The organism is Bdellovibrio sp. BCCA, from assembly GCF_037996825.1.
Lineage (GTDB): Bacteria > Bdellovibrionota > Bdellovibrionia > Bdellovibrionales > Bdellovibrionaceae > Bdellovibrio.
Map to the genome: position 1 here is coordinate 713,134 of NZ_JBBNAC010000001.1, position 20,739 is coordinate 733,872.

Consider the following 20,739-nt stretch of genomic DNA (forward strand, 5'->3'; position numbering starts at 1 on the left):
CATGGATTCTGCTTCCCCAGTTGAGAGCAACGAAGGCGTTACAGTCGCCAAACCAGCTCCTGTCAAAAAGATCAAAATCATTGTGAGTGATCTCCATTTGGGGAAGGGTCGTCTTTTGGAAAAAGGCGGGATCAACTCTCTGGAAGAATTCTACTACGGTGAAAAGCTTGTCGAGTTCATTCATTTTTATTCCACGGGTGTTTACCGTGATTATGAAGTGGAACTGATCATCAACGGCGACTTCCTCAATTTCTTGCAATGTGATTACAAAGGACATTTTCTTTCGGTCATTACCGAGTCCGTGACTTTGGAAATTTTGAAAGAGATTGTGAAGGGGCACGCCAATGTCTTTAAAGCTTTGGCCGAGTTTGCTGCAAAGCCAGGCAACACCATCACCTACATTGTGGGTAATCATGATCAGGGGATGTTGTGGCCTGCGTGTCGTGCGTTTTTAAACCAGGTGATTGGCACTCCGATCCGCTTTAAAAACATTGTGTACTTCTTTGATGGCGTGCATATCGAACACGGGCACATGCACGAAGCTGCCAATCGCATGGACCCTAAAAAGTTCTTTCTTAAAAAAGATCTTGTCGAGCCCATTTTAAATCTGCCATTTGGCTCCCATTTTTTCCTCGAAGTGGTGTTAAAGATCAAACAACATTATCCCCACGTCGATAAAATTCGTCCGTTCGGAAAAATGGTGCGATGGTCTTTCATGAATGAAACAAAGATCATGATTAAGGCATTCTTTATGGCCCTTGGATATTTTCTTAAGAGCGCCGTGGTGAAAGATCCTCGTCGTCACTGGCCACTGAAACGAATTATCCAAGTCATTGCCGAAAGTGCGATCTTTCCTGATTTAAGTGAGTCAGCGCGTAAAATTTTAGGCGATGAACGTGTTCACACGGTCGTCTTTGGCCACACGCATGTGTACCAATACCGTCAGTGGTCTGAGAATAAAGAATATTTTAATACAGGGACGTGGACTGAGATCACATCTTTGGATATTGTGTCTTTGGGAAAAATCACGAAGCTAACTTACGTGCTGATCGAATACCCTGAAGACGGAGGCCGCCCTCGCGGTCGTCTGAAAGAGTGGAAGGGTTATCATCGCATCGAAGAAGACGTGGCTATTTCCTAACGGCCCAATCAGGTAGAAGGCGGAACGTATGTTGGAAATTGCTCAAGCGGCACATAAAATTGATTCTTCTGTTCATGAAAAATGCCAAGAAGCTTTGAAAATCTTTTTGCACAGAAAAGATATCGGATTTCCACAACTCATGGAGCGGGTTTCTCTGTGGCAACAATCATATAAGGTAGGCCAAGAATTTTCTCATCGCTTCAAGCGTTTGGTCGTTGTCGGTGTGGGCGGAAGTTCTTTGGGAACCCGTGTGATCGCCGAAGTTTTCAGAGCTAAAAAATTATTCTTCGTTGATAACGTCGATGCTTTGGAATTTGAGACTCTTATTGAAGAACTGGGTGATTTGCGCGAAGTAGGTTGGGTTTTCATTTCTAAAAGTGGAACGACAATCGAAACGCTTTGCGCTTTGGAATTCCTCGACCAAATTTTTAAAGAAGAAAATCTTCATTTAGCAGCTCAGAGTGTTGTGATTTCAGAAAACAAAGAAAACACCCTGACAAAATGGGCTAAGAAAAATGAAGTGCCAGTGTGTGAAATTCCTGTGGATGTCGGAGGACGTTTTTCCGTGCTTTCTCCCGTGGGAATGATGCCTGCGGCCTTTCTTGGTTTGGATTTAGAGAAATTCCGCGTGGGAGCTATGCGCGCTCTTAACGAAACTTCTCTTGTGACGCAAACTATGGCGCAAGTCGCACAAAGTTTTGATCGCAACGAGTGGATCACGCTTCTTTGGTCTTATAATTCTCGTTTAAAAGATTTTGGTTCTTGGTTTCAACAACTGTGGGCGGAGTCTTTAGCGAAGGGTCAAGGACGTGGCGGCGGTGAAGCTCCGCGTGCGAGCACGCCAATGTCAGCTGTGGGTGCCTGCGATCAACATTCCATTTTGCAACAAGTGATGGAAGGGGCTCGCGATAAGTTTGTGATATTTGTGCGAGTTGAAGAATCTGAAGCGGGTTCTCAACGTCTTCATAAAACGCAATTTTCTGAAATGGCAGATCTTGAAGGTCGCACCATGGGTGAACTTTTGAGGGCAGAAGCTGTGGCCACACAAGAAGCTCTGACGCAGAATGGAGTTTCTACTCTCACGCTTAAGACAAAAGTCTTAGACGAACACACTCTGGGATACATGTTTATGTATTGGCAGCTTGTTGTCGCGGGACTCGGGGAGTACATGCAAATTGATGCTTTTAATCAACCTGGTGTAGAGCTGGGCAAGAGACTAGCGAAAGCAAAATTGAAGAAAGCATGATTGTCATTCGTCGGTGGGAAGCCGTATACTTTTTTGTATGGCTCACAACGATGACAACTCCGACAATTTAGAAAAAACCAGTATAGTCGCTAGTGACACGTTCAAAGGACGTCTGAAAGAGGCTGATGAAGTCCCTCCGGCAATCGTTGTTTTGATCGGTCCTCCAGGTTATGTGGGTAAACAGTATCCTATTACGGCCAATGATATCGTGATTGGTCGTTCTGTAGAAAGCCAAGTTTACATCGACGATAAAAGTTTAAGCCGTTCGCATGCAAAATTCGCAGTGAATGGCAGTGAAGTGTCTGTGATCGATTTGGGCTCAACAAATAAAACGATCGTGAATGGCCAAGTCATTCCGCCGCTCGCTTCTTGTTTATTAAAAAACAACGATCAAATCAAAACAGGCAACGTCATTTTCAAATTCCTTGAAAAAGGAAGTATCGAAGCGATGACGAATGCAGCGATGTACGAACGCGCGCAAAAAGATGCTTTGACAGGTGCTCATTCCAAAGGAGCTTTGATCGAAAAAGGCCCTGAGGCGATAAAGCGTGCCGAAGTTTTGAACGAACCTCTAAGCCTTGTGACTTTCGATATCGATCACTTTAAAAAGATCAACGACAACTACGGCCATCCAGGTGGTGACCACGTGTTGAAGGAACTTTGCCGTATCGTGATCACAAAACTGATCCGCTCAAACGACTTCTTTGCTCGTTACGGCGGGGAAGAGTTTGTTCTGCTTCTTTCTGGTTCCTCTTTAAAAACAGCCGGTGAAGTGGGTGAGCGTATTCGTCAAACAATCGAAGCGCATGAGTTTGTATTTGAAGGTAAAAAAATTCCGGTGACGATTTCTGTGGGAGTAGCAACAAAACTTCCGAACGAAACCGAGTGGACACAAATCTACGATCGCGCTGATAAAGCTTTGTATCAATCCAAACAAGGCGGCCGTAACCGCGTGACGGTGGCTCAGTAAAGAGAAGCATTTAATTGAGTATTAAAAAAGGCCGTGAAAAAACGGCCTTTTTTATTTGTCTAAGGTTTTAGAATTAAGGTCTTTTTCTTAAGACAAATATTCCCGATCTCAATTTTAACTCGGTTTAAAAGCAAAAATGTCTCGGCCTTTTCTTTGAATATCCTCCCAGCAACCAAATGGAGGTGAATCATGAATCAAACCGTTATCAAATCAATCCTTGCTCTTTCCGCGCTTTACATGCTTTCTGGTTGCGCGGCCACACAAGTGGCCTTGTCAAAAAAGAACTTAGATGTTCAAACGAAAATGAGCGCAACGCTCTTTCTTGATCCGATCGATGAAGAAAAAAGAAAAACTATTTATGTTGTGGTGAAAAATACCTCTGATAAATCTGAGTTTCAAATCTCAGATGAAATGCGCAATGCTTTGCAGTCTAAAGGCTTTAAAGTGGTTTCAAAAATGAATCAAGCGGCTTTTGTTCTACAAGTAAACGTCTTGCAGGTAGGTAAAGCCGATCCTAACGCGGCCGAAGCAGCGATGTATAAAGGTTATGGCGCAGATGGTGTCGCTTTGGGTGCCGGAGCTGCCTACGTCGCTGGTGGAAGTGACAAAGCGATGGTCGGTGCCGGAATCTTAGGAGGTATTGCTTCTGTAGTCGCAGACTCACTTGTTAAAGACGTTCACTTTAGTGTCATTACAGATGTGCAAATCAAAGAACGTCTGTCAGGAAAAGGCAAGGCGCAGAACACAACACTGCACTACAATGAATCAGGTACTAGCGGTGGCACGTTTTCGAGTTATTCGGAAAAATCCGAGTGGAAGATTTATCAAACACGTATCTTGAGTTCGGCTAATAAAGTGAATCTAGAATTTGCGCAAGCGGCGCCGGAATTAAAACGAGCGTTGGTGCAAAGTATCTCTGGAATTTTCTAAGAAAAATTTCAACTCAAGCCCAAGAATTCAATCTTGGGCTTTTATTTTTCTTCAATGATAGAAATCAGACTCCAAGATAGAGGCACGCCAAAAGTAAACGCAGAAAGATCCTGACGTGTTGCAGGCTTTAATTGAATCACTGGTGTTGTATCCGTAAGGGATGTGACGAAGTTCACGCGCACCAAAGAAAAACGACTTGGATTTTCTGGATCAATCACTCCTAAAAGTTTATTGTCGCGATCTGCGAAGACTTTCAAAACAAAATGATTTCCGCGCACGAGAGGGCGATCCATCAAATCATCAGGCAGCGGAATATTTCTTCCGGGTCTTCCTGGGCGCAGTCCTGGCTCTAGCGGTCTTGGGATTTCACGGAAGTTCAACATCAGGATTTGCACAGCAGGGCTCCAGATGTCTTCCTCTTGAATTGTAACGCCGGAACCATAGCGACCTTTGATGGCGTAGTCTTGCTTAATCCCAAGCTTGCGATTCAGAGTTTTTAAAAATGTCACAAGATCCGGTTCAACCAGGCCTTGATTGATATCGATGTTCTTCGCACTAAGGTCGGCTCCCACCTCACGCACCAACTCCACCAAATGCTCTTTGCTGTAGGGTTGTTGAAACGATTTAAGCTGCAACCAATTCACTGCACTCGTAGGACCGCACAATGAACTGTCAGATTTTCCCGGCGCCACACCTCGTTCAAAGAAAAGGCTGTCGTTTTGATTGAGCATCAAAGCGGGAAGGTCATTCTCTGCCGGAAGGATGATGGCAAAAGAAAGGACTCCATATAATAAGACGGAAAAGAAAACGCCCCAGGTTTTTGTCATGCGGAGGTTTTAGCAGATTCCATATATAGACAAAATATTTGCGGGCCCTGCGCGTAATCTTTCTAGGCCCACAATGCTCCAGGACCTTCATCCAGGGCCATAAGAAATGCTAATACGTGTCATAACAAAATGCGTAATTCCTAAGATATTTCATATATTTAGGGCCACTTTGACTATGCTTCCATCGGCATCATCGTTGCATTAATGAAACACTGTAGGCACCGCGGGTTTGGGGGCGAATTTACCGGGGGCTGAGGGGGGCGAAATGGCCTTTCTGGGAAAAAAATTCAGAACGTTAACCGAATTTAGACAGAAACGAGTCATATTATGGAGAGAGATCTAGTAGTGACGGATCTTGAACTGGTTGAAAAAGTAAAGTCTGGTGACAGACGTTCTTTTTCCGAGCTCGTGAAACGACATCAAAGAAGTGTGCTGCGGTTGAGTTTGAGGTTTGTGAAGGACATGGACACAGCGGAGGATGTAACGCAAGAAGCGTTCATCAAAGCTTACGAGAAGCTGAACTCTTTTGAGGGCAGAGCTTCTTTCAAAAGCTGGTTGTTCCAAATTGCAGTGAATACTGCGAGGAACAAAATCCGCGAGTCAAAGCGTGACACCGTCGATATCGACGATGTGCAGTTAGCGGTGGATGCCGAAGCTGAGAACACATTAGTTCATACGGCGGTGGCAGATATCCTTCACAGCGAAGTGGAGAAATTGCCATTTAAACAAAAAACAGCGTTGGTACTTCGTGTTTACGAAGACCTCAGCTTTAACGAAATTGCCGATATCATGCAGTGTCCTTACGACACAGCGAAGGCGAACTACCGCCACGCTCTCATGAAGCTTCGTCAAACTTTTGAGCAAAGTTCTGAGCTCAAAAACTGGACGGAGGAGGTTGGTGGTTTCTTTATGGAAGTAAACCAAAGATTTGCGGAAGCAGAGGGATAAATCAATGGACCGTATCGAACCGATGGATCGTATGGATAAAGTGCGCAAAGGGCTGAAGGCCAGCGATGATCTTGAACTCCCGATGAGCGAAGATTTCTTCGATCGTCTGCACGACAAGATCATGGCCGAGGTTGAGCAAACCGAAATTGCTCCAGCTCCCATGCTTATGACCCCCAGAAATGTTTTGCGCGCTCACTGGCGAGGATGGCTTTATCCGGCAGGCGGTGTAATGTCTTTGTTCTTGTTCTCGGCTTTATTGTTGAGTCAAGTGTCAAAAGTAAACCAATCTATGCAACGTGTGGGTTTATTGAGTGACGGTCACGAGCGTATCGTGGCGCAGGCACTTCTGTCCCCAGAGGACCTATCCCAGACTTTAATCAGCACGCAGAGCGAATCTGACTTTTTTATGGACGTAGCTAGCGAATCATTCGAAAATTTATCTGTAGCAAAATTCAATAAAATCATGGGTGAAAGCGGACGCTAATCACCCTTTTCGGGTGAGTTGACGTGCGCGGAATATTTTTAAGTTTTATTTTAATCGTCCTTTCGGGGACGTTCTCTTTCGTGGCTTCCGCTGCGGAAAAACGCAATCAGTTGGAAGAACTTCTTATTTGGAAAATGAGTGATGAGTTAAAGCTCTCACCTGTGGAAGAAAAGAAGTTCACCGACATCGTGCAAGGTCTGAACAAAAAAAAGTCGGAACTGAATCAATCCCTTCAGGCGTCCATTGAGAAAATGAGCAAAGCTGACACGGCCAAAGCTAAAGAAGAAGAGTTGGGTCACTACCGTAAAGCTTTGCAAAACTATGGACGCTTGAGTGAAGAAGAGTTTGATAAGTTGAAACCGCTCTTGGGTGCACAGCGCATGGTGCAGTATCTACAGATCAAGCAAGATCTCACGAACAGAATCAAAACGATGCTTGCGAATCCTGAAACGCAAAAAGGGCCTAAGCCCTCTTTACCACAACCGAAGTTGATTGAAGAAAAATAGTTTTATTAGCGCGGGCTTATTTCTGAGCCACTTTCTTGAGAGTATCCAAGGTTCGAGTCGTGATTGATTTTCCGAATGTCTTTTCGAGCAAAACCATGAAGGCCGGACCCTTCGGATGCGGAAGATAAGCCGAGCAGACCATCGAGTCTTCAACTTTAAGAATCACGGCGCCATCTTTTTTGATAGGAAGATTTGGTTTCACAGTGGGACTGTCTTTTAGAAAAGTCACCACGCGCTTTGCTTTTGCATCTAGTTTTTCTGCTCGGAAGGGATCTGAATCCAACCAATCGCGCAGATCGTCTTGCGCTCTTACAATTGTTGGGAAGGAGCGCTTTGAATATTTCTTGAGCCCCTCTTCGATTTGCTTTTCTAAAACTTTTTGAGATGTTTTCTTGGCATCAAAGACGACGTTTCCACTTGAAAGCACCGTCACGACATTGGTGAAACCCATCTTTTCAAAACTCTGCTTCACTTCGGGCATCTTGGCATTGAGGGGGCTGACACCGCGAAGAAAAGCGATATATCTGGGCATTGTTTCATCGTCTCCTAATTCCGAGGCTTATTTTTTTGTGATACCGGTTCCAACCATAATCAGGTCAGCGGATTTTTTGGCAAGCGCAACGATTTGATCTTTGTAAAGACTTGCTAATTTATCTGGCGCCATCTTCGCGGCTTCTGCGCAGGTTTTTCCTGTTTTAACGGCAACAAGTTGCGGAGTGACCGTGGCTTGGGCTTCAATTTTTTTTGTTTGTACGTTCCATAGTTCAGCGCCAATCAGGAAGTATGCTTCAAGATCGCCTTTGCTGCCGACGGGAGCCTGGCATAAAAATCCGTAACCGGCTTTATGCACGGGAAAGTTTTCATTGAGTGTTGGATGCACAACAAAAACATACTTGGCCCCTTGTTTGGCCGCTTCATCAAGAACGTACTGTTGAATGCCTTGGTAGCGATTTCCCAAGTAGATGTTTTTAAGGCTCATCGCTTCTTTTTTACCTTGATTGATTTTTTGTTCATCAAGGTTCACGTTCAAAGAAGTTTTATTCTGGCTTTTTAGTTCCGCACGAATCTCATCAACGATAATTTTGTTCAAAGACCAGGCCGCTGTGTTTGCAGCGTACTCCTTGTTTGAAAAAGTAGTGGTCCCCGTGTATTTCACGACGGCTTGATTATCTAGAACAGAAACAACGCCGACGTCGTTAAGCTGTTGCAGTTTGTTTTGTTCGATAGGTTTTGTTGCGCAACTGATAAGTAGAGATGGAAGAAGGAAGAGAGAAATGTTCTTAATCATGATGAACTCCTCGAAAGAGGATACGAATTTTTGATTAAGATGTCTAGAAGCTTGGACCAAGCCGTCTCTTCGACTTGGTCCTTAGATTCCTAATTAACATTCACCGCTTTGTGAAAGATAGATTTGGTAAACTGTGCCGGTTGTCGTGTCGATAACTAGCAAAGTCGCGAACGTAACGCCACAATATCCAGGACCGTTTCCTGTGTAACCAAACTGCGCGCGGGCTTTGGCAAGAACGCGGATAACTCCGGGCCATTCCTTTTTCACCTTTTGAATTTGCGCTTTGATTTTTGTGGCTTCAGGATCTGCTTCGTCGTAATTTTCAAGGCTTTCTTCGGATTGGGAAATCATGAACTCTGACATGGCATTCGCGGAATCCGCAGATGTTGTACCCATGTCTACTTCATCACCCCAAGCGATGTCTTGAACTTCTTTGTGCACAAGCTTCGATACTTCACCGTATTCATGCATAGAAAAGTTTTGCAAAATTTCTTCCGTTGTTTTTCCACCGACATGAAATACATCATAGCCATAAGCAAGATCACCAAGCTTAGCGACTTGGGTTTCGATCTCAGATGTTTTAGCGAAAGTGTTTAAAGAAAAAGTCAAAAGTAAGGCGCTGAACAAAGATACAGTCTTCATGGGTTCTCTCCGTTTTGAATGGGCCCTTTATAGGAAGCCCTCTTAAAAAAGAGAAGTGCGCTTCTGGTTACTTATTATTCTTTTTTTGCATGGGTGTTTAAAGAGACAATTAAGTCTTTCAAGCCCTGAGAAGGGTCTTTCGCCTTTTCCAAGGTTTTGCATTGCTCAATAAAGCGGGAATAGTCTTTTCCCAAGAGCTCATAAAGACGTTCAAAGTCCCCAAGATCTTGCATATAGGTTTTATAAAGAAGCAGGCGGGCGTTGTTGAGCTTGGATTCAGGAAACTTCTTGTAACTGTCCGTCTTAAGCTGTGGCTGAAGTTCCTTTGTAAACTTTTCCTGAATCAGATGAATGCGCTCTTGGCGTTTGGATTCAGACCTTTCGTTCGCAGGAAGATCTTTGTACCATTTTTCTAAATCCTTCAGCTCGCCCGAAATAAACTGCGAAAAAAGTTTGTTATCCGCGTTTTCATTCTGAATCTGCTTCAAAGTGGGTGAGTCCGCGCCTTCTTTTTTATGGTAGAACTGTTCAGCGCCTTTGTTTCCTAAAAACGTAGCCAGGCGTTCATTAAAGTCCGCCGAGTTTTTAATATACAAAGTCGCATGCACCGTTTCGTGGATGATCGTATTCACAAGATCGTAGTCATCGTAACGAAGCATCGAACTTAAGATTGGATCGTTAAACCAACCCAAGGTGCTGTAAGCGGAAACGCCGCGCATGTAAGTGTCGAGATCTTCTTGTTGCAGTTCTTTTTCTTCTTCAAGAGCATCGGGCTCGTTGAAGTATCCTTTGTAGGGCATTTTTCCCATAAAAGGATAAGACCATTGATAGTGTTTAAGTTCCCAACGATAAGCTGCACTCACAACGTAAGTGACGTAGGGTCTTCCCAATTCAACATACGACGTGTAGTTTTTTGTGGATTTAAGATGCAGTTCTTTTTCTGCGAACTCGCGCGCTTCTTGCGCCAGACGCAGTTTTTGTTTTTTAGATTCATCAAGGTTTGGATCTTGAAGAGCTTCCTCAATAGGCACGCGACTGCCCAGCAGTTTCATTTGTCCATAACCGGACTTCATCAAATAACCCATTTGGCATCCGCATAAAAGCGAAAGACCCAAAGGAAAGATCGCTATTTTAAGAAAACGTTTTATAAGACCCAAGTGATTCCGGCACGAATAGAAGAGTCATCCGTTTGCATTCCTCCGCCGATCGGAGTTTTCCAAACGTCATAACTTAGTTTAATACCAAATGTTTCTGTGAGTTGAATTTTTAAGCCCGCCCCATAACTCGGAACCGTCGCTGTTTCCGGTTGAAGTTTGAAAGTATTTTGTCCTTCGATTTTAACTTCTTGATAGCGGCTGATTTGCGCTCCGCCGCCTTTGATGTAGGGTTGGAATAAAGCTTTTTTATCCGCAAATACCAAAATCAAATCCGCACCCATGATTTGGGACTTTTGAGTTGTCGTACGTTGGGCATCCGAAGGGCTTGCTTTTTCTTCACGAACACCGCGAGCATCCGTGTAACTCAGTTCGAGAGCCAAGCGTTCTAAGAAATAAAGGGATAACGATCCCGTGATGGATTCTGAATCGAATTTATTGTTTTCATCAAAGGTCGTTGTTTTTCGTCCGTAAGAAAGCCCGAGTTCGGTGTACATAGCTTGTGCGGAAAGAGACGTCGAAACTAAAACGGCCAAAACTAAAACAGAAAATATCTTTTTCATATTCTTTCATTCTAGCAAGGGTCCTTGGCGAGTGACATGAATTCCGGCACCGTCTGGACTAAAGGAGCTAGACCATGTATAACCAAGGTATGGCTGACAAAGTTTTAAAATGCGGGCTTCCCGATGATGAGAATGAACTAAAAAAAATCCTGACGCCAGAGCAGTACAGAATCATGGTGGAAAACGGCACGGAAAGGCCTTTTCAAAATGCCTATTGGAATCACCATGAAGCAGGTATTTATGTGGATGCTATCTCTGGAGTGCCTCTATTTTCGAGTGAAGATAAATTTGATTCAGGGTCGGGGTGGCCCAGTTTTACAAAACCTATTTCGCCCGACGCGGTGGTGGAGCTTCCGGATCACTCGCATGGTATGACTCGGATCGAAGTGCGTGCGAAGAATTCAAACTCTCACTTGGGACATATGTTTGATGATGGACCGGCGCCGACCGGACTTCGTTATTGTATCAACTCAGCGTCGCTGAAGTTTATTCCAAAAAAGTCTTAGTTGCGATTCACAAGAGCTGGCGGATTGTAATTCACCGTGAATGAAAATTTCACGTGAATAAATCCGTCGTCTTGAACCATCTCTTGCGGAGGATTTGGGAAAACCTTGGCGTCGCGGAATGCATTCACGGCAGCCGCATCGAAAGCCATGATGCCGGACTCTTTCATAATCAAAGCCTGACGAAGCTGTCCGGTTTTATCCAGCAAAAATTCTATGTGAGTTGTCCAGTTGCGATTTCCCGCCTGCGATAAAGTAGGGCGGTCGAAATTATTAATCGCTTGTTGCACACGTGTTTCCCAGCGATAGCGAATCAATTCTTCCATGCGGGCGTAGAATGTATAGAAAAGATAGCGATCCGTATTTAACGCCGTGAAAGAGCCGACTTTCATATCACGCGGCATGGATTCACCGATCGTCGACATGCCATCGTTAAAACGATTCATCTCTTGCAGCTCTTTGGTGATATCGACGTTTTGAAATCCGTCTTTGTCTTTTTCTTCAGAGGCTTTCATTCCCGAATGTGTTTGCGGTTGCGGCGGCATGTTTTGTTGAGAAGTTCCGCGATTGCTACGATTGGCCGTCATGCCGTTCTGAGCGGCGCGAGTTTCTTCACGCACACGTTGTTTTTGTTCAGAAAGAAAACGCGCCAAAGTTTCGTCATCGGGCGCCTTCATTTTTTCAGGAACCAAGGCCTGGCGAACGACGGATTGTTTTTTTGGAGTGAGCGCTTCTAAAATTTGTCCCTCAGGATAAAGAGCGATCTCGATAGTCTCTTTCGGTGGCGTTTCAAAAAGGGGAGCCAACCACACCACACCTCCAAAGAAGATTAAATGCAGTAAAAGACTGCAAAGGAGGGCTGTAACTAAAAGAACTCGTCGCGTGGTTATCATCGTCGTCCCATTTTAAGACATAACTGGACCTTAGTGCAAGACGGCTAAAGTTGAAACATTTTCTGCCGATAAGAATGTGTCACAGGGGGAAATAATGGGGAAAGTGCTCGATATCACGCCACGCCTAAGATCTCAAAATTCTTTAGAAAATACGAAAAAAGAAGTGGGTGCGGAAATCCTTGATATCACTGAGGCTCGTCAAGAGATTTTGAGCCGTGATCGCCGCGATGTAAAAAGAACTATTCTCACGGAATTCGTGGGTGCATTTGTGGTTTTGCCTGAAAAAGGTCTTTTAAAGGCCGCTCTTTATGACATCTCTGAAAACGGGATGGCATTTGATTTGGAACTGACAGAGGGCGGTTTTACGACGGGTGAAGAAGTCGCGATGCGCGTTTATCTGAATCACTCGACTTATTTTCCGTTCACAATTCGTGTGACGAACAGTCGCTCAATCGAAGATGAAGGTGTGATCCGTCATGGTGCTAATTTCGTCAGAGGCACAATGAATGATGTCGCGCTCCATCATTTCGTTAAATTCATCGAAAACGTCAGTGCGAGTCTGAAAACGGATTCCGGCGACGTTCTTGTTTCGCACATCTCGTAAATTCAATTCACGCGGCCCTTTTCCGTGGACTTTAGTCCTGCAATTTGTTGCAATTTAGCTGTGGTATATTCTGCAGCGGATGCAGAATTGCACGGACTATAAACACGGAGGGCTGTCCTTGAGTAAAGCTAAGCGCAGAAAAATTGTTGTCGATACAAACGTGATTCTTTTCGATTCTCAGGCGATTCTGCGTTTTGGGGAGGCAGATGTTCACATCCCCATTTCAGTTATCGAAGAAGTAGATAAATTCAAAAGAGACCAAGGTGAAAACGGACGTAACGCCCGTCAATTCAGCCGCTTTATCGACGTGCTTCGTGCGAAGGGTTCTCTCGCAAGTGGCGTGCAAATCGATAATTCCGAAACGATGGTTTATATCAACACGGATTTGATGCTGGCGGGAATGCCGTCAGAGTTGGATCACCAAAAAGCAGACAATCGTATCCTGAATACGGCTCTAGCTTTGCAGAAACAACATCCACGCTACAAAGTGGAGTTGATCTCTAAAGACATCAATCTTCGTATCAAGGCCGACGTTTACGGCGTTGTTGCAAAAGACTATGAGTCGAACGACATCAACCGCGACGACCTTTACGAAGGTTATCAAGAGATCATGGTGACTCCTGAGCAAATCGACATGTTCTACAAAGAGAAACGCTTTTTGACGGACATGAAGCTTTATGCGAACCAATACGTGATCATGAAGGACTCCGCGAATCCAAATCACTCGGCAATTGGTCGTTTTAGTTTTGCTGAAAAAGCCATCGTTCCATTGATGCAAGCGGCAGATTCTATCTGGGGCATTCACGCTCGAAATGTCGAACAGGCGTTTGCTTTGGATTGTTTGATGAATGATGAAGTGATGTTCGTTTCTCTTGTTGGTAAAGCCGGCACCGGTAAGACGTTGCTTGCGATCGCAGCAGGTCTTCACAAAACTTTGGATCAAGGCCAATTCCAGAGATTACTTGTATCTCGCCCGATCTTCCCAATGGGACGTGATATCGGCTATTTGCCAGGTGACATTGAACAAAAATTAAATCCCTGGATGCAGCCGATTTTTGATAACGTAGAGTTCTTGATGGGTGCGGACAAAAAAGCAGCAGGTCGCGCGCAAGAATTGATCAATCAGGGCATGCTCAACATTGAGCCTCTGACATACATTCGCGGTCGCAGCATTCCGAAGCAATACCTCATTGTCGACGAAGCACAAAACTTGACTCCGCATGAAATCAAGACAATTGTTACACGCGCAGGACGCGGGACAAAAGTTGTTTTGACTGGAGACGTTTATCAGATCGACAACCCGTATGTAGATTCTGCGAACAGCGGTCTCACTTACGCTGTGGAGAGATTTAAAGGGCACCCGATTGCAGCCCACGTGACTCTCACAAAAGGTGAAAGATCTGAGCTTGCCGAATTGGCAGCGAATATTTTGTAGGAGTTTTAAAATGGTTACGGCAGAAATTGATGTAGGATACACGGCTTCGATCACAGTGAAGGTGACTGACAAAATGGTTCACCAATTCGCTGATTTATCAGGAGACCGCAATCCTATTCATCTTGACGACGATTACGCGGCGAAGAGCCGTTTTAAGCGTCGTATTGCCCACGGGATGATCGTTGGAGCTCTGATTTCCAGAGCTCTTGTTGACGGAATCGGTTTGGGTGGAATTTATTTGGGACAATCTTTGAAATTCGTGAATCCGGTTTTCATCGATGACACGATCACGATCACAATCAAGATCACGGGTCTTCGTAAAGAAAAAGGAATCGCGACGGTTGAAACAAACGCATACAAAGAAAACGGAGATATCGTGGTGAAGGGTGAAGCCGTCATCATGATGAATGCTCCGGCATAAAGGGTATGAATCCAATTTTTCATCTCGTCTATATCAGTGAGGCGGCCGAGGATATCAGTTACACGGATATTCACGATATTCTCGAAGTTTCACGACGAAATAATTCTCAAGAGGCCATCACTGGCCTTTTGATTTTTCGTGATGGACACTTTCTGCAATTGTTGGAAGGCGATGAAAAAAGCGTTCGCAAGGTTCTTGGTAAAATCCTGTTAGATGATCGTAACTATTCTTTGCGTGTTCTTATTGAAGCGCAAGGCGATCAGCGCCTTTTCCCGAATTGGACCATGGCTTTCTACGATGGCGACGTTAGCCCTAATTCCACGGAAGACCTGATCAATCTATTTGATGCATGCTTAGATGGTGGTGCGAGCCGCCGTTCTTTGATTATGCCGATGCTTCGCCAGTTCCGTGCTTCCGCTCCTGAATTAAAATAATTAACAGCTTTGTTGGAGGTTTCTGTATGTCTGGTTTTCTATCCAAGATTTTATCTGCAAGAAATTTCAACACGAAATACGACGATGTTGCTTTGACTTTGTTGCGTGTGTTTATCGGGTTGACGATGGCTTTTTCGCATGGTTTGGGAAAACTGCCTCCTCCGCAAATGTTAGTGGATGGTATTTCTTCTTTGGGGTTTCCAGCGCCTGAATTTTTCGCTTGGTGTGCAGGCCTTGCAGAATTTGCAGGAGGAGTTTTGCTAGCACTCGGCCTCCTCACACGTCCCGCCGCAGCCTTTGTAGTTTTCACAATGCTCGTAGCAGTCCTAGGCGTGCACGGTGCCGATCCTTTCGCGAAGAAAGAAATGGCTTTGCTGTACATGTTCTCTGCTTTATTTTTTGTACTTCACGGAGCCGGCCGCTGGTCCGTGGATCATATGATTTCGAAAAGGCAGTAAAAGAAGAGCATTCTATTTTTAAAAAGCTCCAATCACTTAGTCGGAGCTTTTTAAATAAGTGGTTGAGTAGAAAACCAGTGGTTATTTGCTGCCTAAATTTAATTACTCTTTATTTGAAATTTTCAGCCATGAATCTTGCGATCAATCTACTGTTTTCATCTTCTCTCAGATTTAGCTCTTCAATAATTCGTTTTTGATCCTCAAGAGATTTTGACTGACTCAGTTTAAACTTCCCAATAAGTTTTTTAGGCATTAAAGAAAATCCACCAATTGCACTTATTAAATCAGTTTCAGATTTTAAATCGTCAGGGATATAAAAGTCCCACTGATCTTTATATAAACGATTTGTAAGATGAGTTGTTGCTTTCAAAATTTTTAGAAGCCCCTCATAAGTCTCTTCCAATGTCGGTAAGCCTTCTGCTTGAACCGAGATATAATTCCAAGTTGAAACATCATTAACTCTATACCAACTTGAGTTGATATAGGCGTTGGGACCATTGAACACTAACACCATAGCGGCTCCATTTTTAAGATGCTGCCATTGCGGATTTCGCGTCGACAAGTGACCCCGGATGGAGATTTTTCCATTCAATTGTACATCCGCCACAACTGGAAGATGGCTAACTTCAACCGAATCCCCAAAATGGGTAATAACCGTCGCCAGAGGATATTTATTAATGATCGCCAGGAGCGCGTCTGTTTCATGAACTGGTATCTGATGTTTGTTGATCATGAGAAATACTAAACTGTTCATTCGTCAGGTCAAGCGTAATCATATCAAACTAAGTCGAAACGCTGTTGACGCCAAAAGTTTTAATAGATCTCCGTGAGTTATGAGCCTGACATAGCAAGGTTAAGTTTTCAATGTTGCTCTCTCCGGCAAGAGCAACGGGTTTCGTGTGATCGATTTCCAACGCATATTTTGAGGAGCATCGCCTTTTAGATTTTGAATCAATATGCTCACAGCAGCCTTGGGCTCTTTGCCAGAGCATTCTCTTGGTATGAACAGAAATAGCAGGCCTTAAGGATGGCACCTTTGGCGCCGATGGCAGGTGTGCAGCATTTCCATCTGGCAGTTCGTGAGCAAAAAGTTCCTTAAATTCTTGTAGCAGCGATTGATTTTTACAGACGGCGAATTTCTATTTCGCGCAATCCCTATAACTTTTAGAGAAAATCTAAAACTCAAGCAAATAGATTTAACAGATTTAACGAAAACATTTTCTCACCTGCATGAGCAGACCTGTAATAAATAGGCCGCTATCGGTTACAAAGACTGTAGCAGGCGAAGTTTTAGTTTTTCGCTAAATTGTTTTGTGTCGATCGGTGTGTTGAGAACTTGTTCAAGACTCACCATCGTGTCCGCTGTAAATCCACAAGGGTTCATGCCGACAAAGGCTTTGGGATCATAATTCAGATTGATGGCGGCGCCGTGGAAGGTGATCCATTTGCGCACGCCGACACCCAGGGATGCGATTTTATGATTTCCTACCCACACACCTGTTTCATCAGCTTCAGAGTCTGTTTGCGGATTTTTGTGTAAGGATCTTCCCTGGGCATGCACGTCGTAAGTTTTTAAAACATCGACAATGGCATCTTCGAAGACACGTAAGTATCCGACGATCTCACGATCCTTACGGCCCTTGCGTGCCAAAGTTAAATTGAGAATCGGGTAGACGATCAATTGACTTGGGCCATGATAAGTCGCGCGTCCTCCGCGAGAGACTTCGACGATTTTTCCATTCCAGTCAAAGACGTCGCCTTCTTTGGTGGCGCGACCTAAAGTGACAACTGGTGGGTGAGAACAAAAAACAAGATAGCCCGGAAGATTTTCCGAGTGAACTTTCTCGACGAGTTCGAGCTGTTTTTTCAGGGCTTCATCGTAATCAATGAGTCCCCAATCTTGAAAAATAAGGTCAGCCATATTTTCTGTTTTGCCACCGAAAGTCGGGGATGTCATGGCTTTATTAAAAGACTGACAAATCTTTTTACATCAGTGTTTCTGCGAGTGTTGATGCTTTAGTCACAAAAATTTCAAAATGAGATTCATTTGAAATGCCCCTCAAACCCGCTACAGAATGAAATCACAGGACAGGGAAAATAGACGGAGGGTCCATGAAGAATCTGGGTGTAACAGTTCTACTGATCGCAGGGATGGCGTTAACAGGGTGTCTAGAAAGTGGTGGGGGCAAAGAAGTCCCTTCTAACTTGAATAACGGCGACTTTGTGACAGAACCCGGTGGCGACGACAATGCGAGCCAAGGAAACGGTGGAACAACAACTCCGACGAACCCTGATGATGACGGAACGAAGACGCCTCCACAGCCTTCAGCACCCGATGGATTTGATATCAACAAAGGAGAAGTCCTTACGGCTTCTACCAATTTGTCTTTGGATTTTTATCCTCCATTTCAGTCAGCTTATTTGAAAGTTTCTGAGAATGAAACCTGTGCCAATGGAGACTGGATCCGTTACGCCAACAGCATGTCCTTTGTCAGTTCGAAATCAAATCAAGCTGTTCCTGTGAGTGTTCAGTTTCGCGACTATGACGGTCGTATGAGTTCTTGTTATACAAGAAAGATTTTTATCGATCAGGCCGGTCCTGAGATTGTGTTTGCTAAATATCCATCAGCTCCTGTTGAAGAGGGCTTGGATGTTGAAATCGTTTTCTCTGTGACGGACGCCGGTGCTGGTGTTGATACAGTCACTTGTGAATTTGCTGGAGTCTCGAAAGCCTGCTTGGCGGGACAAAATAAAGTGACGTTCCCAAAGATGGCAGGTGGCGATTACACGTTTAAAGTTTCAGCTAAAGACAAGCTAGGTTTTGCTTCTGAAAAGACCATCTCATTTAAAGTTTCTTCTTTATATAAACAAATGGTGCAAAACGTGAAAGTGAATGCCTACCAAAAAGTGGACATTCTTTTTGTCATCGATAACTCGGGCTCCATGGAGTATGAACAAAAGAGCATGGCCAATCGCGTGCGTAACTTTTTAGACGTTGTGAAGGGCTTAGACTGGCAAATCGCTGTGACGACTACAGATCCTGTGCATAGCACTTTGGGCGATGGCCGTTTGGTTCCTCTTTATGGAAAAACGAACTCTTATATTTTAAATTCTTCGATGGCAGACGCTGATGCTCGTTACACATTGGGTATGACTTTGCAAAGACCCGAAACGGGCAGTGGTGATGAGCAAGGTATTTATGCCGCTTACAGAGCGATCGAAAGATCTTTGGGCGCTGTCGGCAGTAATAAAAACTTTATTCGTCAGGATTCACAGTTGGCCGTCGTGGTGATTTCGGATGAAGACGAATCAGCGAATGGTCCGAAGAATGATCCTGCGAACTTTATTAAATACGTTCAAGACAGTTTCGGTGGACAAAAAGCCATGAGCTTTCACTCGATCATCGCGCGTCCTGGAGATAAAGCGTGTTTGAGTGGTGAAGGTTATTCTGCGGGGTTCCGCTATGAACAGATTTCAAAACTCACAGGCGGTGTAATTGGTGACGTCTGTGCTACCGACTATGCGGCGCAAGTTCAAGGGATCGCTGAAGGTGTGAGAAAAACTTTAAAGTCGTTCACTTTGACTTGTGCTCCGGTGATCGACTCGATGAGATCTTTGTTGGTTCTTAAAGACGGACAAGTTTACAACGGCACACGCTCAATTCAAGGATTGAACGTGGTGTTTGATGAAATGCTTCCTGCAGGAAACTACGAAGTTTACTATTCTTGTTTGAAGTAAGAAACGTCGCTTTGGCTGACCTTGCTGTCGTCAGGACGCGTGTCTTTCGTAAGAAGACTTTTTAAAACTAAACGCGCTGGAGTGTCGACCATTAACGTGAATCCCGAAGGGATCGAAGCGTTGCGCTCCAGAGCCTTCTTAAGATCCGGATTGTAAAGAACGAAATCGTCTTTGGCGAGACCACTGCGACGCAAAAGTTCTTTAGCAGAAATAGCGCGTGCCAGTTTCACGGTGTGCAGATCCAAAGTTTTTTCATACTCAAGATCCGTGAAAATTTGATCATGGTATTTTTCAGCATAAAGAGCGGCCAAAAACTCACAATAAAAATTAGAAGAAGCAAAATCAAAAGTGCGTGATTGATAGCTGGCGATGATTTCGGAAAGCTCTTCGCTCTCTGCGGCTTTCATGGCGCGACGAAGTCCTGAAGGGCCATGGTTCCATGCCGTCACAGCTAAAGGCCATGAGCGACGTAAAATCATATGGTTTTCCTTAAGCAGTCGTGCCGCTGCATCTGTAGCCTTAAAGGGAGAATTGCGTTCGTCGATGTGGTCGTTCACAGTCAAAAAGCTTTTTCCCGTGTAATCCATAAACTGCCAAATGCCCGACGCACCGACTTTGCTGACAGCGTGGCGGTTGAAACTGCTTTCAACAAACGGAATGCGGGTCAGTTCGACAGGAAGTTTGTGATTGCGAAAGATTTCTTCCATGCCGCTAAGATAAAGAGGACTCACCTCAAGACCTTCAGCAAAAAAGTTCTTTTGACCCGTTTGCACGCGCACGTTTTTTAAGGCCTCTTTGGCTTTGTTTTGCAAACTGCCTGGCAAAGTTTCTAGAGCTTTAGCAACGCTAACTTGAGTGGCGTCGTCTTCATCAAACTGACCACGAGCCAATTCTTTAAGAGCGTCGCGGATATTTTGAGTTTCTTCAGAAACAAATTCGTCAGCTTTCAAATTGCGCATCCAGCGCGCTTTGGGAGTGTCGCTGTTAATGATATCTGTCACATCCACGACTTTATACACCACCCATGGATACAGTGTGTGGTGAATCACCTTACGGTTGGCATCATAACGAGTGTAAATATCAAACCAAAACCCTACACGGTCGCGAAGACCCGCGGGAATATTAAAGTCATCGGCAATACGATTTTCATAATCGTTCAGGATTTCTTCACGATGATAAACGACATCAGGATCTTTTGAAAAGACCACACCATCTAAGATAATGCGTTGGATTTTTTTAATGTGTTCAACAACGACGGGAAAGCTTGCAGAGTTAAAAAGCGCGACAAGAAGACTCAAAGCCACGAGAGAACCCACGACATTGCGGGTGCTTCGTTTTGAGATAAAATTCTTAGATAAATTCACGTTTTCATCACTCTTCATCCCTACTTACAGAGCAAGAGTGATGCTAGAGTTTGGGGCCTCTAGCTCTCATAAAACGTGTTTGAACATAACGAACTGTCTAAAAGAACGTCACTGGCAACAAAATTAGCACTGTGTTTCGGGGCGCTCACCAAAAGATGTTCAAAATGATGCAAATTCTGTTGGTGGCCCT

At 44.4% G+C, this 20,739-nt stretch carries 25 protein-coding genes; 14 read left to right on the forward strand and 11 right to left on the reverse strand.

Annotation, left to right across the window (positions count from 1 at the left end; all coding sequences use genetic code 11):
- The first annotated feature begins 1 nt into the window (after nt 1).
- The 4 genes from AAAA78_RS03555 to AAAA78_RS03570 all read left to right on the forward strand — a co-directional run bounded on the left by AAAA78_RS03555 (nt 2) and on the right by AAAA78_RS03570 (nt 4,287).
- A complete protein-coding gene (locus tag AAAA78_RS03555; protein ID WP_295901187.1) occupies nt 2-1,141 on the forward strand; it encodes a metallophosphoesterase in 1,140 nt (379 codons plus the stop codon).
- 28 nt (nt 1,142-1,169) lie between these two features.
- Entirely contained in the window at nt 1,170-2,387 is a 1,218-nt protein-coding gene (locus AAAA78_RS03560) for a glucose-6-phosphate isomerase (RefSeq protein ID WP_340590330.1), read from the forward strand.
- Between the two features lie 37 nt (nt 2,388-2,424).
- Nucleotides 2,425-3,357 carry a diguanylate cyclase gene (locus tag AAAA78_RS03565; RefSeq protein WP_340590331.1) on the forward strand — a complete coding sequence of 311 codons (933 nt, stop codon included), beginning with the start codon at nt 2,425-2,427 and terminating at the stop codon, nt 3,355-3,357.
- A gap of 189 nt (nt 3,358-3,546) precedes the next feature.
- Nucleotides 3,547-4,287, forward strand: coding sequence for a complement resistance protein TraT (locus tag AAAA78_RS03570; RefSeq protein WP_295901183.1), 741 nt, complete (start codon nt 3,547-3,549; stop codon nt 4,285-4,287).
- Nucleotides 4,288-4,328: 41 nt separating this feature from the next.
- On the opposite strand, the gene AAAA78_RS03575 is transcribed toward AAAA78_RS03570, so the two are convergent.
- On the reverse strand, nt 4,329-5,114 hold the full coding sequence (locus AAAA78_RS03575) for a hypothetical protein (protein ID WP_340590332.1): 786 nt from the start codon (nt 5,112-5,114) through the stop codon (nt 4,329-4,331).
- Between the two features lie 327 nt (nt 5,115-5,441).
- On the opposite strand from AAAA78_RS03575, the gene AAAA78_RS03580 reads away from it, so the two are divergent.
- Genes AAAA78_RS03580 through AAAA78_RS03590 form a run of 3 tightly spaced genes read left to right on the forward strand, consistent with a single transcriptional unit; the run spans nt 5,442 to nt 7,052 of the window.
- Nucleotides 5,442-6,062, forward strand: coding sequence for an RNA polymerase sigma factor (locus AAAA78_RS03580; protein WP_295901178.1), 621 nt, complete (start codon nt 5,442-5,444; stop codon nt 6,060-6,062).
- A 4-nt stretch (nt 6,063-6,066) separates the two neighbouring features.
- On the forward strand, nt 6,067-6,546 hold the full coding sequence (locus AAAA78_RS03585) for a hypothetical protein (RefSeq protein ID WP_340590333.1): 480 nt from the start codon (nt 6,067-6,069) through the stop codon (nt 6,544-6,546).
- A gap of 23 nt (nt 6,547-6,569) precedes the next feature.
- The gene (locus AAAA78_RS03590; protein ID WP_340590335.1) at nt 6,570-7,052 is read left to right on the forward strand and encodes a hypothetical protein; all 483 of its coding nucleotides are present in this window, start codon (nt 6,570-6,572) and stop codon (nt 7,050-7,052) included.
- A gap of 16 nt (nt 7,053-7,068) precedes the next feature.
- On the opposite strand, the gene AAAA78_RS03595 is transcribed toward AAAA78_RS03590, so the two are convergent.
- From AAAA78_RS03595 to AAAA78_RS03615, 5 genes are all read right to left on the reverse strand, one after another.
- Nucleotides 7,069-7,584 (reverse strand): DUF1697 domain-containing protein, encoded by a 516-nt coding sequence (locus AAAA78_RS03595; RefSeq protein WP_340590337.1) that lies wholly within the window; start codon nt 7,582-7,584, stop codon nt 7,069-7,071.
- A 27-nt stretch (nt 7,585-7,611) separates the two neighbouring features.
- The gene (locus AAAA78_RS03600) at nt 7,612-8,340 is read right to left on the reverse strand and encodes a hypothetical protein (RefSeq protein WP_340590338.1); all 729 of its coding nucleotides are present in this window, start codon (nt 8,338-8,340) and stop codon (nt 7,612-7,614) included.
- Between the two features lie 93 nt (nt 8,341-8,433).
- Nucleotides 8,434-8,982: a hypothetical protein gene (locus AAAA78_RS03605; protein WP_340590339.1), complete on the reverse strand. Its 549-nt coding sequence runs from the start codon at nt 8,980-8,982 to the stop codon at nt 8,434-8,436.
- Between the two features lie 74 nt (nt 8,983-9,056).
- Nucleotides 9,057-10,067 carry an aminopeptidase gene (locus AAAA78_RS03610; RefSeq protein WP_340590340.1) on the reverse strand — a complete coding sequence of 337 codons (1,011 nt, stop codon included), beginning with the start codon at nt 10,065-10,067 and terminating at the stop codon, nt 9,057-9,059.
- A gap of 59 nt (nt 10,068-10,126) precedes the next feature.
- Nucleotides 10,127-10,699: an outer membrane beta-barrel protein gene (locus AAAA78_RS03615; RefSeq protein WP_295905320.1), complete on the reverse strand. Its 573-nt coding sequence runs from the start codon at nt 10,697-10,699 to the stop codon at nt 10,127-10,129.
- Nucleotides 10,700-10,773: 74 nt separating this feature from the next.
- On the opposite strand from AAAA78_RS03615, the gene msrB reads away from it, so the two are divergent.
- Nucleotides 10,774-11,205, forward strand: coding sequence for a peptide-methionine (R)-S-oxide reductase MsrB (msrB, locus tag AAAA78_RS03620; RefSeq protein WP_340590341.1), 432 nt, complete (start codon nt 10,774-10,776; stop codon nt 11,203-11,205).
- On the opposite strand, the gene AAAA78_RS03625 is transcribed toward msrB, so the two are convergent.
- Complete coding sequence (locus AAAA78_RS03625) at nt 11,202-12,014, reverse strand: energy transducer TonB family protein (RefSeq protein ID WP_340590342.1); 813 nt, start codon at nt 12,012-12,014, stop codon at nt 11,202-11,204. The genes msrB and AAAA78_RS03625 overlap by 4 nt on opposite strands.
- A 175-nt stretch (nt 12,015-12,189) precedes the next feature.
- Here AAAA78_RS03625 and AAAA78_RS03630 point away from each other — a divergent pair, with 175 nt between their 5' ends.
- The 5 genes from AAAA78_RS03630 (at nt 12,190) to AAAA78_RS03650 (ending at nt 15,447) form a co-directional block, all read left to right on the forward strand.
- Nucleotides 12,190-12,699, forward strand: a complete 510-nt coding sequence (locus AAAA78_RS03630; protein WP_340590345.1) for a PilZ domain-containing protein — start codon at nt 12,190-12,192, stop codon at nt 12,697-12,699.
- 79 nt (nt 12,700-12,778) lie between these two features.
- Nucleotides 12,779-14,134 carry a PhoH family protein gene (locus AAAA78_RS03635; protein WP_367276418.1) on the forward strand — a complete coding sequence of 452 codons (1,356 nt, stop codon included), beginning with the start codon at nt 12,779-12,781 and terminating at the stop codon, nt 14,132-14,134.
- A 10-nt stretch (nt 14,135-14,144) separates the two neighbouring features.
- Nucleotides 14,145-14,555, forward strand: a complete 411-nt coding sequence (locus AAAA78_RS03640) for a MaoC family dehydratase (RefSeq protein ID WP_340590347.1) — start codon at nt 14,145-14,147, stop codon at nt 14,553-14,555.
- Between the two features lie 5 nt (nt 14,556-14,560).
- A complete protein-coding gene (locus AAAA78_RS03645) occupies nt 14,561-14,989 on the forward strand; it encodes a BLUF domain-containing protein (RefSeq protein ID WP_340590349.1) in 429 nt (142 codons plus the stop codon).
- A gap of 26 nt (nt 14,990-15,015) precedes the next feature.
- Nucleotides 15,016-15,447, forward strand: coding sequence for a DoxX family protein (locus AAAA78_RS03650; protein WP_340590350.1), 432 nt, complete (start codon nt 15,016-15,018; stop codon nt 15,445-15,447).
- Nucleotides 15,448-15,556: 109 nt separating this feature from the next.
- Here the strand turns inward: AAAA78_RS03650 and AAAA78_RS03655 are convergent, their stop codons facing one another.
- The 3 genes from AAAA78_RS03655 to lipB all read right to left on the reverse strand — a co-directional run bounded on the left by AAAA78_RS03655 (nt 15,557) and on the right by lipB (nt 17,368).
- Nucleotides 15,557-16,180 carry an FMN-binding negative transcriptional regulator gene (locus tag AAAA78_RS03655; RefSeq protein ID WP_340590352.1) on the reverse strand — a complete coding sequence of 208 codons (624 nt, stop codon included), beginning with the start codon at nt 16,178-16,180 and terminating at the stop codon, nt 15,557-15,559.
- Nucleotides 16,181-16,229: 49 nt separating this feature from the next.
- Nucleotides 16,230-16,439 carry an HNH endonuclease gene (locus tag AAAA78_RS19675; protein ID WP_445291973.1) on the reverse strand — a complete coding sequence of 70 codons (210 nt, stop codon included), beginning with the start codon at nt 16,437-16,439 and terminating at the stop codon, nt 16,230-16,232.
- A gap of 272 nt (nt 16,440-16,711) precedes the next feature.
- A complete protein-coding gene (gene lipB / locus AAAA78_RS03660) occupies nt 16,712-17,368 on the reverse strand; it encodes a lipoyl(octanoyl) transferase LipB (RefSeq protein WP_340590353.1) in 657 nt (218 codons plus the stop codon).
- A 191-nt stretch (nt 17,369-17,559) separates the two neighbouring features.
- On the opposite strand from lipB, the gene AAAA78_RS03665 reads away from it, so the two are divergent.
- On the forward strand, nt 17,560-19,185 hold the full coding sequence (locus tag AAAA78_RS03665) for a hypothetical protein (protein WP_340590355.1): 1,626 nt from the start codon (nt 17,560-17,562) through the stop codon (nt 19,183-19,185).
- On the opposite strand, the gene AAAA78_RS03670 is transcribed toward AAAA78_RS03665, so the two are convergent.
- A complete protein-coding gene (locus AAAA78_RS03670; RefSeq protein WP_340590357.1) occupies nt 19,167-20,567 on the reverse strand; it encodes a lytic transglycosylase domain-containing protein in 1,401 nt (466 codons plus the stop codon). The genes AAAA78_RS03665 and AAAA78_RS03670 overlap by 19 nt on opposite strands.
- Between the last annotated feature and the right edge of the window lie 172 nt (nt 20,568-20,739).